Origin of the sequence: Salmonella sp. NW645 (genome assembly GCF_051703725.1) — a bacterium.
In the GTDB taxonomy this organism is placed as follows: Bacteria; Pseudomonadota; Gammaproteobacteria; order Enterobacterales; family Enterobacteriaceae; genus Salmonella; species Salmonella enterica.
Genome location: NZ_JAMMKR010000001.1, coordinates 55,147 through 70,023, shown reverse-complemented (window position 1 = coordinate 70,023; position 14,877 = coordinate 55,147). Strand labels below are relative to the sequence as shown.

General features: G+C 49.9%; 8 protein-coding genes and 1 pseudogene. 5 read left to right on the top strand and 4 right to left on the bottom strand.

Features of this window, described 5'->3' with window-relative positions:
• The first annotated feature begins 102 nt into the window (after positions 1 to 102).
• From treZ to glgX, 3 genes are read left to right on the top strand one after another with little or no spacing between them, the layout of a single operon-like run.
• Positions 103 to 1,887, top strand: coding sequence for a malto-oligosyltrehalose trehalohydrolase (gene treZ / locus NA389_RS00345; protein ID WP_000095559.1), 1,785 nt, complete (start codon positions 103 to 105; stop codon positions 1,885 to 1,887).
• Positions 1,884 to 4,412 (top strand): malto-oligosyltrehalose synthase, encoded by a 2,529-nt coding sequence (treY, locus tag NA389_RS00340; RefSeq protein ID WP_000613165.1) that lies wholly within the window; start codon positions 1,884 to 1,886, stop codon positions 4,410 to 4,412. The genes treZ and treY overlap by 4 nt, the downstream gene beginning before the upstream one ends.
• A gap of 56 nt (positions 4,413 to 4,468) precedes the next feature.
• Positions 4,469 to 6,544 carry a glycogen debranching protein GlgX gene (gene glgX / locus NA389_RS00335; RefSeq protein ID WP_000210582.1) on the top strand — a complete coding sequence of 692 codons (2,076 nt, stop codon included), beginning with the start codon at positions 4,469 to 4,471 and terminating at the stop codon, positions 6,542 to 6,544.
• A 112-nt stretch (positions 6,545 to 6,656) separates the two neighbouring features.
• Here the strand turns inward: glgX and NA389_RS00330 are convergent, their stop codons facing one another.
• The 3 genes from NA389_RS00330 to NA389_RS00320 form a co-directional block, all read right to left on the bottom strand.
• A complete protein-coding gene (locus NA389_RS00330) occupies positions 6,657 to 7,859 on the bottom strand; it encodes a MalY/PatB family protein (protein WP_000347156.1) in 1,203 nt (400 codons plus the stop codon).
• Between the two features lie 12 nt (positions 7,860 to 7,871).
• Entirely contained in the window at positions 7,872 to 9,323 is a 1,452-nt protein-coding gene (gene nhaC, locus NA389_RS00325) for a Na+/H+ antiporter NhaC (RefSeq protein WP_001276632.1), read from the bottom strand.
• A 143-nt stretch (positions 9,324 to 9,466) separates the two neighbouring features.
• Positions 9,467 to 10,474: a LacI family DNA-binding transcriptional regulator gene (locus NA389_RS00320; RefSeq protein ID WP_000201082.1), complete on the bottom strand. Its 1,008-nt coding sequence runs from the start codon at positions 10,472 to 10,474 to the stop codon at positions 9,467 to 9,469.
• A gap of 257 nt (positions 10,475 to 10,731) precedes the next feature.
• Between NA389_RS00320 and NA389_RS00315 the strand changes: the two genes are divergently transcribed.
• Positions 10,732 to 12,198: a hypothetical protein gene (locus tag NA389_RS00315; RefSeq protein ID WP_000987829.1), complete on the top strand. Its 1,467-nt coding sequence runs from the start codon at positions 10,732 to 10,734 to the stop codon at positions 12,196 to 12,198.
• A 954-nt stretch (positions 12,199 to 13,152) separates the two neighbouring features.
• Positions 13,153 to 13,598: pseudogene (gene tnpA, locus NA389_RS00310) on the top strand (IS200/IS605 family transposase).
• A gap of 252 nt (positions 13,599 to 13,850) precedes the next feature.
• On the opposite strand, the gene NA389_RS00305 reads toward tnpA, so the two are convergent.
• The gene (locus NA389_RS00305; protein WP_000876799.1) at positions 13,851 to 14,831 is read right to left on the bottom strand and encodes an NAD(P)H-dependent flavin oxidoreductase; all 981 of its coding nucleotides are present in this window, start codon (positions 14,829 to 14,831) and stop codon (positions 13,851 to 13,853) included.
• Between the last annotated feature and the right edge of the window lie 46 nt (positions 14,832 to 14,877).

The window sequence follows — 14,877 nt, the reverse complement described above, 5'->3', positions numbered from 1 at the left end:
AAAAGAACGCCTGTTAAGTGACAGTGTCACGTAAAGATTAGCCCCATAGTCTATGCTTGTTCTTCGGATGCTGTAGAGGTTATGGGTTAAACGGAGCGATAAATGAGTTCAAAAATTTTTTGCAAAAGCTGGGGGGCTGAATATATCGCCGCTGATGTTGTCCGCTTTCGTCTTTGGGCCACCGGTCAGCAAAAGGTTATGCTCAGGCTTGCGGGTAAAGACCAGGAAATGCAGGCGAGCGGTGACGGCTGGTTTACGCTGGACGTCTCCGGGGTGACGCCAGGTACGGAGTATAATTTTGTACTCAGCGATGGCATGGTGGTCCCCGATCCGGCTTCCCGCGCCCAAAAAACTGACGTCAACGGTCCGTCATATGTGGTTGATCCAGGCAGCTACGCGTGGCGCAACACCGGGTGGAAAGGTAGCCGTTGGGAGCAGGCCGTGGTGTACGAGATGCATACAGGCACGTTCACTCCGGAAGGCACCTTCCGCGCCGCAATAGCGAAGCTGCCTTATCTCGCTGAACTCGGCGTTACCGTTATTGAAGTGATGCCCGTTGCGCAATTTGGCGGCGAACGCGGCTGGGGCTATGACGGCGTACTGCTTTACGCGCCGCATTCAGCCTATGGGACGCCGGATGATTTCAAAGCGTTTATTGACGCCGCGCATGGGTATGGTCTTTCCGTCGTCCTGGATATTGTGCTGAACCATTTCGGCCCGGAGGGAAATTATTTACCGCTATTGGCGCCGGCGTTTTTCCACAAAGAGCGCATGACGCCGTGGGGAAATGGTATCGCCTATGATGTCGACGCCGTGCGACGCTATATCATCGAGGCGCCGTTATACTGGCTGACAGAATACCATCTCGACGGCTTACGCTTTGACGCTATCGATCAGATTGAAGACAGTAGCGCAAAGCATGTGCTGGTTGAAATCGCACAACGTATTCGGGAAGACATTACCGACAGACCCATTCATCTGACCACCGAAGATAGCCGCAATATTATTTCTCTGCATCCCCGAGATCAGGATGGCAATGCGCCGCTGTTTACCGCCGAATGGAATGACGATTTCCATAATGCCGTCCACGTTTTTGCAACCGGAGAGACCCAGGCCTACTACAACGATTTTGCTGATGCCCCGGAAAAACACCTCGCAAGAGCGCTGGCCGAAGGATTCGCTTATCAGGGAGAAATTTCACCACAAACCGGCGAACCTCGCGGCGTAAAAAGTACCGGACAAACCCCGGTCGCCTTTGTGGATTTTATTCAGAATCACGATCAAGTCGGTAACCGCGCCCAGGGCGACAGACTGATAACCCTTGCGGGAGCTGAACGAACAAAAGTATTGCTCGCCACGTTGCTGCTTTCACCGCATATTCCGCTGCTTTTTATGGGCGAAGAGTATGGCGAAAGCCGTCCTTTTCTTTTTTTTACCGATTTCCATGGGGATTTAGCCCGCGCCGTTCGTGAAGGTCGCGCAAAAGAGTTTGCCGATCATGCAGGGGAAAATGTTCCGGACCCGAATGCGCCAGAGACCTTTCAACGCTCAAAACTTAACTGGAAGCAACAGCACAGTGAAGAGGGTAAAGCGTGGCTGGCGTTTACCCGCGAACTACTGCTTTTGCGCCAGAAGCATATCGTACCGCTGTTGTCCGCTGCCCGTGAGAGCTCAGGAACGGTATTGCAAACCGCGCCCGGGTTTATTGCCGTTAGCTGGCGTTTTCCGGGAGGAACACTGTCACTGGCGCTGAATATTAGCGCCACGACGGTATTACTGCCCGATTTACCGGGTAAGACTCTCTTCGCCTGGCCGAATGAATCCACCGGGTCGCTTTCCCAACATTCTCTTATTGTCCGCTTAGCCCAGGGAGAGTCTGCATCATGATCCCAACTGCAACGTATCGCCTTCAGTTTCGCAATGGCATGACCTTCGATCGCGCTGCGGCGCTGGTGCCTTATCTTAAAAATCTGGGTATCAGCCATCTTTATGCCTCACCCATCTTTACCGCCACCAAAGCGTCAACGCATGGTTATGATGTCACCGATGCGAATGAGATTGAGCCTTCTATTGGCGGGCGCGAAGGATTTGAAAGACTGGTGGCCGAACTTAAAGCGCAAGGTCTGGGATTGATCATCGATATTGTGCCTAATCACATGGCCAGCTCGCTAGAAAACGCCTGGTGGCGCGACGTGCTTGAATATGGCAAGGAGAGCCGTTACGCGCGCCATTTCGATATTGACTGGTCGCGCCGACTGACGCTGCCTTTTTTAGGCTACACGTTTGACGCCGTGCTGGAAAACGGAGAAATTGCGATCAAGCCCGATCCCGCTACGGGTAAACCCGCGTTCGCCTATTATGATAACTATTATCCGCTTGCGCCGGCGACATGGCAGGGGCGCGAGGCCGAAATACTGGCGCTTACCGATAAAGCCGCTATTGCTGATTTGCATGAGCGCCAGCCGTGGAAATTAATGTCCTGGCGCGATGCTGCTCGCTCGCTTTCATATCGGCGTTTCTTTGAGGTCACAGGGCTGGTAGGAATGCGGGTGGAAGATAAAACCGTCTTCGACGATACACATCGGCTGATTCTGGAGCTGGTCAGAACGGGGGCGGTTGACGGTTTACGTATCGATCATATCGACGGCCTTGCCGATCCGAAAGCCTATCTTGCGCGTTTACGTCAGGAAGTGGGGCCGGCGTGCTATATCACCGTGGAAAAAATTCTCGCTAAAGGCGAGCAACTTCCTGATGACTGGCCGGTTTCCGGCACCACAGGCTATGAATTCATCGCCTCGCTGGCGGAGGTGCTGGTTGACGATGAGCAGATAGACAATCTGCGCCAGGCTTACGAGACCGTTAAAGGCGCGCCAGTGGATATGCGGGCGGAATTACGGGCGGCTAAATTGCTAATGGTCGATCGCAATTTCGAGGGGGAATTTACCCGGCTGCTCGCGCTTGCGCTGTCGATTGCCAGCGAGCTACAGATCGCACAGGAAGAGAGCGTCGTTCGGCAGGCGTTACGCGAGTTATTAATTGCCTTTCCCGTATATCGCACTTACGGCACGGCAGAAGGGCTACCGCCGACCGATATTTGCCTGTTACACCGTATTGTGGAACGGGTAAAGACGCTTGAAAATCCTCCGCAGCCAGAAGCGCTTACATTTCTGAGCCGTCTTCTTACCGGCGATGTTCCCACCTCCAGCCAGGAGGAGGCGACACAGTTTCGCGTTCGGTTCCAACAACTCACCGGTCCGCTGATGGCGAAATCGGTAGAGGATACGCTTTTCTTTCGTCAAAACATGGGACTGGCGTTAAATGAAGTCGGCGCCGAGCCCGTCACGCATCACTTCTCCATCGAACGCTTTCACCATGAGATGAAAACCCGACAGGCGCGACAGCCTGATGCGCTATCCGGTACGTCGACCCACGATACCAAGCGAGGCGAGGATGCGCGAGCACGCCTGTATACGCTTACCGAAGCGCCGGAACAGTGGAGCGAATGCCTTGTCCGCTGGCGGCAGATGAACCAGACCCATGTCAAATTTTTGAATGATGGCACTGCGCCAAAATCGGCGGATACGTGGATGTTATATCAGGCGCTGACCGGCGTCTGGCCCCCGATGCTACAACCACAGGACGAAACAGGTTTAAACGCGCTGAAAACACGCTTTGAAGCCTTTGTGGAGAAAGCGCTACGCGAAGCGAAGCTACGTACCGATTGGGTGGACAGTAATGAGGCTTACGAAACGGCAATGCTTGATTACGCCCGTTATTTACTGGCGCCGGATAATCAGACATTTTTGCAGGATTTTTATCGTTCCTTGCAGCCCTTCATCCGCGCAGGGCTGGTTAACAGCCTGACGCAGACCGTTATCAAATTAACCGCGCCGGGAGTACCTGATATCTATCAGGGGAGCGAGGCGTTGAATTTTAGCCTTGTCGATCCCGACAACCGCCGCGAACCGGATTTCGCCACGCTGGCGCAGCAGTTAGACCAACTAACGCCGGGAGTTTTCTCGTGCGAAGAGAGTTGGCTGAACGGGCAGGTGAATCAGTATGCCACCGCCGCCTTACTGCGTCTGCGTCAGCAGAATCATGAGCTCTTCCGTTTTGGCGACTATATACCGCTGCGGGCTGTTGGTCAGCGTGCCGACAAGGTCATCGCTTACGCCAGAGTCAATCATGATGATGCGCTGATTGTTGTTGCGCCCCGACTGGTGTTCGCCGAATGTGACGGCTTATTGTCACAATCGCATAGCGGTTTCTGGGCAGGAACCGACATTATTATACCCGGACAGCTTAATCAGCATCGTTATCGCAATGTGCTTACCCAGGAGAGGTTAATGCCTGGTGAACACCTGTCGTTGGCCTCACATCAGGGCGGCGTACTGGTTTTAATGAGCGACTGAGTTTATGTGTTGATGTGCCGTGACAGGACAACGTTTACCGTGGGTGGAGAAAGAGAATGACAACAAACAGGGCTTTTGAAATCAGATCAGGATACAACCATACGCTTGGCGCAAATTATGACGGCGAAGGCGTGAATTTCGCTATTTTTTCCGCCCATGCGGAACGCGTCGAGCTTTGCCTTTACGATCCGAGCGGGGAGCATGAAATCGCTCGTCTGGAGTTACCGGAATATACCGACGAAATATGGCACGGCTATGTCCCGAAGTTGCAGCCCGGCGCGCTGTATGGGTACCGCGTTTACGGTCCTTATGACCCGGAAAATGGTCATCGTTTTAACCCCAATAAGCTGCTTATTGACCCTTATGCCCGTGAGCTGGTGGGCGATATTCAGTGGAACGATGCGCATTTCGCGTATCAATTACTTCATGACGATAAAGATTTGACCTTTGATGACCAGGATAGCGCGCCATTTACGCCTAAATGCCGGGTGATTGATCCGGCTGAGGCTAACTGGGAGGATAGACAACGGCCTTCCATACCGTGGTCGAACGCCATTATTTATGAAACGCATGTAAAAGGCTTTACCCAGCTTAATTCCGCGATCCCTGAGCCTCTACGCGGTACGTTTGAGGGCATGGGGCATAAAGCCAGCGTGGATTACATTAAAAGTCTGGGGATTACCTCCGTCGAGCTTTTACCCGTTCACTGGTTCCCGGACGATCAGCATCTGCTCGATAAAGGACTGAAAAATTTCTGGGGATACAACTCGCTGGGCTTTTTTGCACCGGCGACGCGCTACTATGGTCCAAAAGGTATTCAGGGATTCCGCGATATGGTGCGCGCTTTCCATGATGCCGGCATCGAAGTGATACTGGATGTGGTCTATAACCATACGGCAGAAGGGAATGAGCTTGGTCCCACGCTGTCATTTAAAGGTATCGATAACTTCTCTTACTATCGCACCATGCCCGATCAGCATCGCTATTACATTAACGATACAGGGACAGGTAATACCGTCAATACCTCTCATCCACGGGTACTGCAAATGGTGATGGATTCGCTTCGCTATTGGGCGGAGTCAATGCATGTCGACGGCTTTCGTTTTGATTTGGGCACCATTCTTGGTCGTGAGCCGGAAGGCTTTGATCAGAGAGGCGGCTTTTTTGATGCGGTAACGCAAGACCCGGTGCTGGCAAAACTGAAACTGATTGGCGAACCCTGGGATATCGGACCGGGTGGCTATCAGGTTGGCGGTTTTCCACCAGGGTGGGGCGAATGGAATGATAAATACCGCGATACGGTGCGCGAATACTGGAAAGGTGACAACGTCACAAATGATTTCGCTGCACGCCTGCTGGGTTCCGGCGATCTCTATGATTTGCGCGGCCGTCGCCCCTGGTCAAGCGTTAACTTTATTACTGCCCATGACGGCTTCACGCTGAACGATCTGGTGTCTTATAACGACAAGCATAATGAAGCCAATGGCGAAGATAATAATGACGGGCATAATGATAACCGCTCCTGTAACTATGGCGCAGAAGGGCCAACCGACGACGAAGGCATCAATGCGATACGCGAGCAACAGAAACGTAATTTCCTGACCACCTTGCTTTTCTCGCACGGCACGCCGATGTTATTAGCGGGCGATGAGTTTGGCCGCAGTCAGATGGGCAATAACAATGGCTACTGTCAGGACAGTGAAATATCGTGGGTCCACTGGGATAATTTGCCGGAAACCGCCAATGCGCTACGGGAGTTTACCCGTCATCTGATTCAACTGCGCGCCACGCAACCGTTGCTGCGCCGGGAGAGCTGGCGTGACGGTCTGGAGATCCGCTGGTTTAACGCCGGCGGAGGGGCGCAGCAATCCGAACAATGGGATGAGGGATCGACGATAGGCGTATGTATTAGTCGACCCGATCTTCAGCCGGAAGCGGGGATCTGGCACGACGCCTTACTGCTTTTCAATCCGTTTGAAGGCAGCGTACCGTTCCGTATTCCGATGTGGGGAGAAGGCGGCTGGGTACTTGAACTGACGACTGCCGATAACGCGCAGCAGGGAATGCGGATTACCGAAGAAATGGATTTCGATCTGGCCGGGCGCAGTATCGTGTTATTCAGACGCCCCTGATAGTAAAACCGCGCTCCGGACCCAACCGGCCTTGATGGCCGGTTTTTTACTGGCGCTCAGGCGATATCATGCCGCAGAAATAACACCGGTGTCAGTTTACCGCCCGAAAAATTCATCCGCCTGTTGGTATTCCTTTGATTGTCTTCACCGATATTCGCTTCAGGCCGTCTATTGCCATTTCAAGGTAGGTACGTGGACATCCCAGATTTAAACGGATAAATCCGCTGCCCGCCGGGCCAAAGCCGCTGCCCATTGAAGGAGCAATACCCGCGACATCCGCCATTACCCATTTTAGCTGTTCGTCATCCAGTCCCAGTTTTTTACAATCCATCCATAATAAATAGGTTCCCTGCGCCGGGACAATTCTTGCCCAGGGAAGGTGCTCTGTCGCCTGTTCAACAAACCAGCGGCGGTTTTCCGCCAGGTAATCCAGTAGCGAATCCAGCCACTGTCTGCTTTCATTCCATGCGGTAGTCGCCGCCTGAACGGAGAGGGCGTTAAAGACGTCCAGCCCATGAGCGTCCAGACGAGACAGAAAACGCTGGCGAAGCGTAGGATCGGGAATGAGAAAATTAGAAATTCGCAACGACGATAAGCCAAATGTTTTGCTGGCCGCAGTGGCGGAGATGACCCGTTTATGCCAGCGCTCCCCTAAATGCAGTACCGAGGTAAAGGTTTCGCCGGGCAGCAATAGATCGGCCCATATTTCATCCGAGATGAGAGTGACATCATAAGCTTCACATAATAAAAGCAGTTGCTCCAGCTCGTTGGCCGACCAGCAACGCCCGGTTGGATTATGTGGATTACACAAAATCATCAGCGGAGGGCGCTCATGGCGAAACAGCCTTTCCAGTTGGCAAAAATCCATCTGGTAGCCATCGTCCGGCGACTCGCTAAGGGGATTCTCCAGCAGTTTTCTACCATTAAGCGTGATTATTTTGGCGAAGGAGCCATAGTATGGTCCCTGTACCACTACGCCGTCGCCTGGATGCGTCAACATTTGCACTAAGAGCGCCAACCCTGGTACGACGCCTTCCACGCTGCATACCCATTCCTGTTTTAACGTGAGCTGGTGGCGTGACGAAAACCAGTGAAGCAGGGCGTTAAAATAGGCCTCATCACGTTCACTATAGCCAAATACGCCGTGCTCGATTCGCTGATGCAATGCCGCCTGAACCTCAGGCGGGCAGGCAAAATCGAAATCAGAAACCCACATCGGCAGCAGTTTCCCTGCGCCATCGCCAAAGTGACGCTCAATAAAATCCCACTTTACCGAACCAGTATTGTTGCGATTGATAATCTGGTTAAAATCCATCTTGTTTCCTTATTATTTCGTCACTGACGTTTGCGGCGACTTTTCTGAAGCGGAGGCAGTTCTGGCAATACCAATTCCGCTAAAACCATAAATTAATGCGAAGAAGATCGCCGCATAGCACTGGATAGCCCAGGGCAGAAGATCAAGCGTGCTAACGCCCAGCGTGGTTGCCATGTAGACGCCAGCCGAGGTCCACGGCAGGAGAGGTTCGATAACGGTACCGGCATCTTCTATCGTCCGTGAAAGGTTTTTAGTATCCAGCCCCATACGACGATAGGCATCTTTAAACAGTTCGGCGGGAACTAACAATGCCAGTTTACCGTCGCTGGTCGCTCCTGTGACCAAAATTGTGGTGCCGATAGTGGCGGCAATGAGTTGACCAACGCTATGAATAATGGTCAGCAGTCGGTTAATGATGATCGTTAACGCGCCGGTTAACGTTAGCGCTCCGGCAAATGAAAAAGCGCAGAAAACTAACAGTATTGTTCCCATCATCGAGAACATTCCGCCCCGGTTTAGCAGGCGCGGAACATCGGCCACGACACCTTCTGCGCCTTGTGGGAACATGGCGATATCAAATCCATCAATGAAAGCGTCCAGTCCCTGTTTGATGCTCAGTCCCTGCATGATGACGCCGAGGAACAAGGCAAGTACGCAGGCGCTTAACATTAATGGGATGACAGGCTTCTTGCGAATTGCGCCCCACAGTACGATCACCGGCGGCAAAATAAGAACAATATTAAAATGGTATAGCGACTCCAGCGAGTGGATGATGTCCGTAACGCGCTGCGGCGTGGCCACCTCGCCCAGCATATTACTGTGTCCGGCGATAAGATAAACCACGGCGGCAAGCAGGAAACTTGGCAGGGTCGTCCAAAGTAAATGCTGAATATGCTCAAACAGAGTAGTGTCTGCGACAATCGCGGCAAAGTTAGTCGAGTCGGACAACGGTGAGATTTTGTCGCCGAAATAAGCGCCAGAAACGACGGCGCCAGCTGCTGCTGCAAGAGACACGTCCAGCCCGGCGGCAACCCCCATTAACGCAACGCCAACCGTCCCGGCGGACCCCCACGATGTACCGGTACAGACGGAGACCACGCTGGTTAAAAAGAAGGCTGCAATCAAAATATATTCCGGGCTTATGAGTTTTAGCCCCCAGTACACCATGTAGGGAATGGTGCCACTAAACATCCAGGTGCCAATCAAACCGCCCACGCAGATCAGGATCATGATAACCGGCATTGCTTTAGCCAGCTTATCCACCACTGAGTTGATGATGTCTTCCCAACAGTATCCTTGCCACCATGCAATGCCTGCGGCTACCGCCGCAGAGCACAGAAGGAGCGGTTCGATACGTAGCCCCATGATGCCGTAACCGATAATCAACAATAACAACATGGAGATGACTGGGATTAGCGCTAAACCCAATGACAGCGTTTTCTTCTTGTTTTGTGATGCACTCATAATGGAGCTCCGGTCAGTAAGGTAGCTCAAGGGTAGGGGGATACGCTTCTCACTACTGTGATCCATTACTTTCGTCCATGTAACCGATTACATGAGAAGGGTAAATTTGATAGTCATCACAGTTTTTACTGTTGACGACGCATTCATCGTGAAAAATAGGGCGCGACAGAATCGCGGATCACCAGTTCGGCATTGAAATGATTGCTGCTGGGCGGCGGCGTAATGCCCTGGTATAACTGTATCGCCAGTTGCGCGGCACAACGCGCCATTTGTTCGACCGGATAATGCATTGTTGTTAACGCCGGATAAAGATACCGGGCCAGCACCACATCATCAAAGCCGACAATAGAGAGCTGTTGCGGAAGCTGAACGCCGCGTTGATGAAGAATACGCATAATGCCAGCGGCCATCACATCGTTAAACGTGACCGCAGCCGTAAGGGGAAGCCCGCTATTGATAAGTTGATGCGCGGCCCGCTCGCCGCCTTCTTCGTTAAACGGAACGCTAATCACCCAGCGAGGGTCTGGAGAAATACCATATTCTTCCAGCGCCTGACGGTAACCATCAAGGCGTTCCTGACGATCGATAATTGGCAAGTCAGATGTCACACAGGCAATGCGCCGATGCCCGTTCGCCAGGAGATATCGGGTCGCTTCCCTGGCGGCGCTGCGATTTTCCAGCCAGATACACCGGTTGGCCATACCGGCGATATAACGATTAACAACAACCAGCGCTGGAAAGTGGGCTGCGTAGCGCAGCAGCTCTTTATCCGGTAATCGGCTGGCGTGTACAACAATAGCCTCACAGCCTTGATTAACCAGAAAATCCAGTCCCGCTTTTTCCATTTCTTCGTCGTGGCCGCCGCTACATACCATCAAGCGATACTGCTGCTTACGAGAAACATCTTCTACGCCGCGAGCAAGGCGGGCAAAAAAAGGATCGGCCAGATTGCCGGTTAACAATCCGAGCATATCGCCGCTACGTTTCGCCAGCGCGATAGCGGCGGCATTCCGGCGATAATTGAGATCGCGCATGGCTTTCTCTACACGTTCGCGCGTGACGGGTTCAACCCACGCGGTCTGGTTAATGACGCGTGATACAGTCGCGGTTGATACACCGGCCATGGATGCAACATCCTTTATTGTCGCCATGTTAAGCTCGTATTTGTTCGTTTAAAGGGTATCAAAGCCATTGATTATCATGTTATGTGGAAATCAGTGCAATCGCTGCGGCGCAGCCTGAATTTATAAACATTTTTAAAATCATCCTAAATCCTGGTAACTGCAAATTTTAGTAGCTACCTCAATGAGTTATTGACCACTGAATTTTCTACGATAACATGACTAACAATATACACATGATAAGAACCACTACACTGGGAAATCGTTGCGTGGTGGTTCGGAGATAGATGATGAGTAGTATTACAAAAAGCATACAGAATGAATATGTTTTATTGATGGAAAACGCTTTTTCTGAAAAATATAAATATGCATTTAGAAATTTAGAACTGAAAGAATTACGTAGATTCATCCTGAAAGAGCTAATTAGCTCTCCCGAGTTAGATAATCAACTTACAAACCTAATGCTGTTGCTAAATAAATTTTGGGATACTCACGCTGCGGCGCTTATAACAGAAGTGCGGGCGTCTAAAAGTTATCGATTATTACTTCCGATTCAACGGTTTGGTTATAACATATCTAATCACCTTAGATCTCTGGGAATTTATTTTGATAGCATCATAATGGTTGATCCATTACATTTTCCTTCTCTTAGCTCTCTGCATTCATTTTTGTCATTGCCACCAGATAATAGTTATGTCCGCATGCGCAGGTTGGTATTACTTGAACATGTTTCCAATCTATTTCGCGCCATCCCATTTATGACTATTGATGATGATTATCCAATTTTTCTAATCGTTCCTGAATTACTAGATTTTGATAAAGAACGCAATCATGAACAATCTGCCGCTTTTCTAAGTCAGCTCTTTTTTAAAGATAGAAAAATGGATTACGCTACTTATTTAGCGTTTCTTGAGCACTTTGGGAGAAATGAAGAAACATTCCAGAAGATCCTAATAAATAAAGAATTATTAAAAACATTGCTTAATAATTTCAATAACATCGAAAAAGAAGTCTGGGTTTACGATACAGATTTAAAGAGTTTTACAACAAGAGAGGTAGATCTTCTGGATTACGATCTGCCGTCAGCTATAGGAACCTTACTGGGTAAGGTTGAAGGTGCAATTTATGCACAGCGATCAACTCAATTATCGGCAACACTATTAGGCATTGATCCAGTTATTTATAGTAACCATATGTTTTTACATGAATGGACTACGGAGCAGTTGGTCAAGGATTATGGTAAATTAAATCCTCTTTCTTCTGAAGAGCAGGCGATTACAATGGGCCTTTCAGCCGCGGAAGTAAAATTCCTTACTGCGCTTTCCGATCTGGAATTAAAAAAGATTAGAGAAAGAGGTCAACTGGAATCCTTAAGGCATGAACTAAGAATCTCGAGGCATGACTTGCAAGGAAAAACACCAGATCAAATGCAAGATGCGGCAAATAATTTTTCAAAACATTTAATCAATGTGGTCGAAGAGTATGGAAAGTCGCATGAATCAGCCATTAAGAATTCAAAGAAAAAAAAGATCTCATCTGGATTAATTTTTGCAGGAACAGCCACGTTAGGTATAGCTTCACTTGCCATGCCGCAATTGACATTACTTTCAGCAGCAGCAACGGGAATTGGCCTGGCCTTTGGAGGTAAAAGTCTGGCAGATATTTTTAGTGAACATAAAGCACATAAAAATGAAATCCAGATATTAGAAAAAACACCCGTATCGCTTTTGTATGGGGCATATAAAAAGAAATAGTCATACTGTGTATACCGTCTGGTAGCGGAAGTCTGGCATTTGATAGTTTTTGAAGCAATTATCGTAAAGTTACTCAAACAATCACATTGTTCAGGAAGGCCTGTGAGGAAATGGTTGAGAATAGGGGGTCTTCCGCTGATTCCCCGAACTATCCACCAGTTCACGCAAACGCTGTGCTAGCTGGTCTACTGTTTTTCCCCGGTAGCTGCTTCGACTGTCAGATTTTCCAGTGTATTGTCAGTATCATAATGGACGCCGTCGAATTATCTGAGTAGTAACATGATGAAAACAAGGAAGACAGTTTTTCCGGGGGAAATATATGACAACGTCTGACAATCAATTACCCTCTGCAAAGCGCGGGGAACTAGCCACAGCTATACAGCGCGGCACTGACGAGTTAAGAACTATTGGCCATGAGGTGACGGTAACGAAAGCATTCGGGAAAAGCCGGACTCAACGCAAAATTCGTGGAGAGTAATGACAAGCACTTCACAACAGACTGGGCACCGCTCTATCTTCAAACAGGCATAGAGGGAGAGGGTTATGACAGAAGGATCAAGCTATATCTTACGCGGGAAAGCCTCCCTCCCTGGAAGAGTAAGGCGGATAATTACCTGAGTTGCAGCTTTGAAACAAGGACCTATGTGCGGGATAAAAGCAGCAGTAAGAAAGAAGCAGATTATTTCAGAGAACAGATGGATCGGGTCGTTACCAGTATCCAGACGCAATTTAATAAAATTAAATCCTCATCCTGATCTGACATAGTACTGGACTGTACGTACGATAGAAGCCGCTCATGCGGCTTTTTTATTATCTATGGAAAACCCCCAGCCAGGCTGGGGTTCTGGAAAGCTTTCAGCCTTAAGCCAGTTATTAAAACCCCTTTTGATTTGTTAAAACATCTTGCGGTCTGGCAACTGCAAAAGTTCAACAAAAAATCAAAAGGGGGTCCCAATGGGGGACGAAAAGAGCTTAGCGCACACCCGATGGAACTGTAAATATCACATAGTTTTCGCGCCCAAATACTGAAGACAAGCGTTCTATGGAGAGAAGCGTAGAGCAGTAGGCAGCATATTAAGAAAATTGTGTGAATGGAAAAACGTACGAATTCTGGAAGCAGAATGTTGTGCAGATCATATTCACATGCTTCTGGAGATCCCGCCAAAGATGAGTGTGTCGAGTTTCATGGGATATCTGAAGGGTAAAAGTAGTCTGATGCTTTACGAGCAGTTTGGGGATCTAAAATTCAAATACAGGAACAGGGAGCTCTGGTGCAGAGGGTACTATGTCGATACGGTGGGTAAGAACACGGCTACATAAGGCACCAGCTTGAAGAGGATAAAATGGGAGAGCAGTTATCGATCCCTTATCCGGGCAGCCCGTTTACGGGCCGTAAGTAACGAGGTTTGATGCAAATGTCAGATCGTATGCGCCTGTTAGGGCGCGGCTGGTAAGAGAGCCTTACAGGCGCATCAGAAAAACCTCCGGCTATGCCGGAGGATATTTATTACTGGCGCCGGTAGTCACAGGGTAGGGGAGGAATACAGCCTATGGCGTTTCAATGTCTGAAAACACTACCACATCTTGTGTCAGAGGGCCGCTGCGCGCCAGGCCGTTTCGCAAAGTTCGATTATTTTTGCAGTGTTCTGCCCTTAACAAATGGCCAGCTCGTTCACGACCTCAGCTACGCTCTTGATGCTGCGGATATTTCCGATGCCCGTGCCCAGCGCAATGTATCCTTCATCTGTATTACCTTCCAGCATGCCGATACGCAACCCGCGTAAACCTCCCATCGTCTGGGCCAGTTCTTCATTGCTTGCACCAGCTTTATCCATCGACACGAGCTTGTCAGCCAGCTTGCCAGGAAGTGAGCGGTAGTAATCTGGCAGGGTACGGAAAAGCAGCAAATCCAGGCCGTTAGCATTAATGATTTTATCCTTTACTGACTGCGGCACACGGCTTTCTTCTGTCCCAATAAACACCGAACCAGCAAAGACACCCTCTGCTCCCAGCGCATGGGCAGCACGGGCGGTACGACTATCGGTAATCCCGCCTGCAGCCATGACGGGAACACTCTTCACCGAGTCCGCAATCAGCGGCACGATCGAAAAGGTGCCAAGCGCGGTGCCAGGCAATGTGCCACCTTCATCAAAACCTGTTGCAACAATAATGTCGGCGCCGGCTTTTTCCGCTAAACGTGTATTTTCAGGTGTCGGATTAATATCGCGGTAAATAATTGCAATACCCGACGCTTTTAGTTCATTAAACAGCGAAGTGATAATAGCTCCTTCTCCGTAACCGGTATAAACAACAGCTTTTACTCCCTCTTCCTTTATTACCTGTAGGATAGGCGGAGTCCAGATGTCGTTTTCAGGGGTTGGAATAAGGTTCACCCCGAATGGTTTTTCGGTAAGTTTTTTGGTTTTACGAATTTCTTCACGCATTTTTTCTGCTGTTTCATCAGGCGTTGATACAGCAGTTTCCGCTGTTAAGCCCGCATTTGGGCCAAGCACACCCAAACCACCGGCGTTGCTTACGGCTGCAACCAGTCTTGCATCGGTAAGCCAGGACAATGGGCCTTGTATAACAGGTTTTTCGATACCCAGAATCTGGCAGATACGGTTGTACTTCATGACGTAATCTCCTTCGAACAAATTTTCAGCCAGCCTTTTAGGCGAC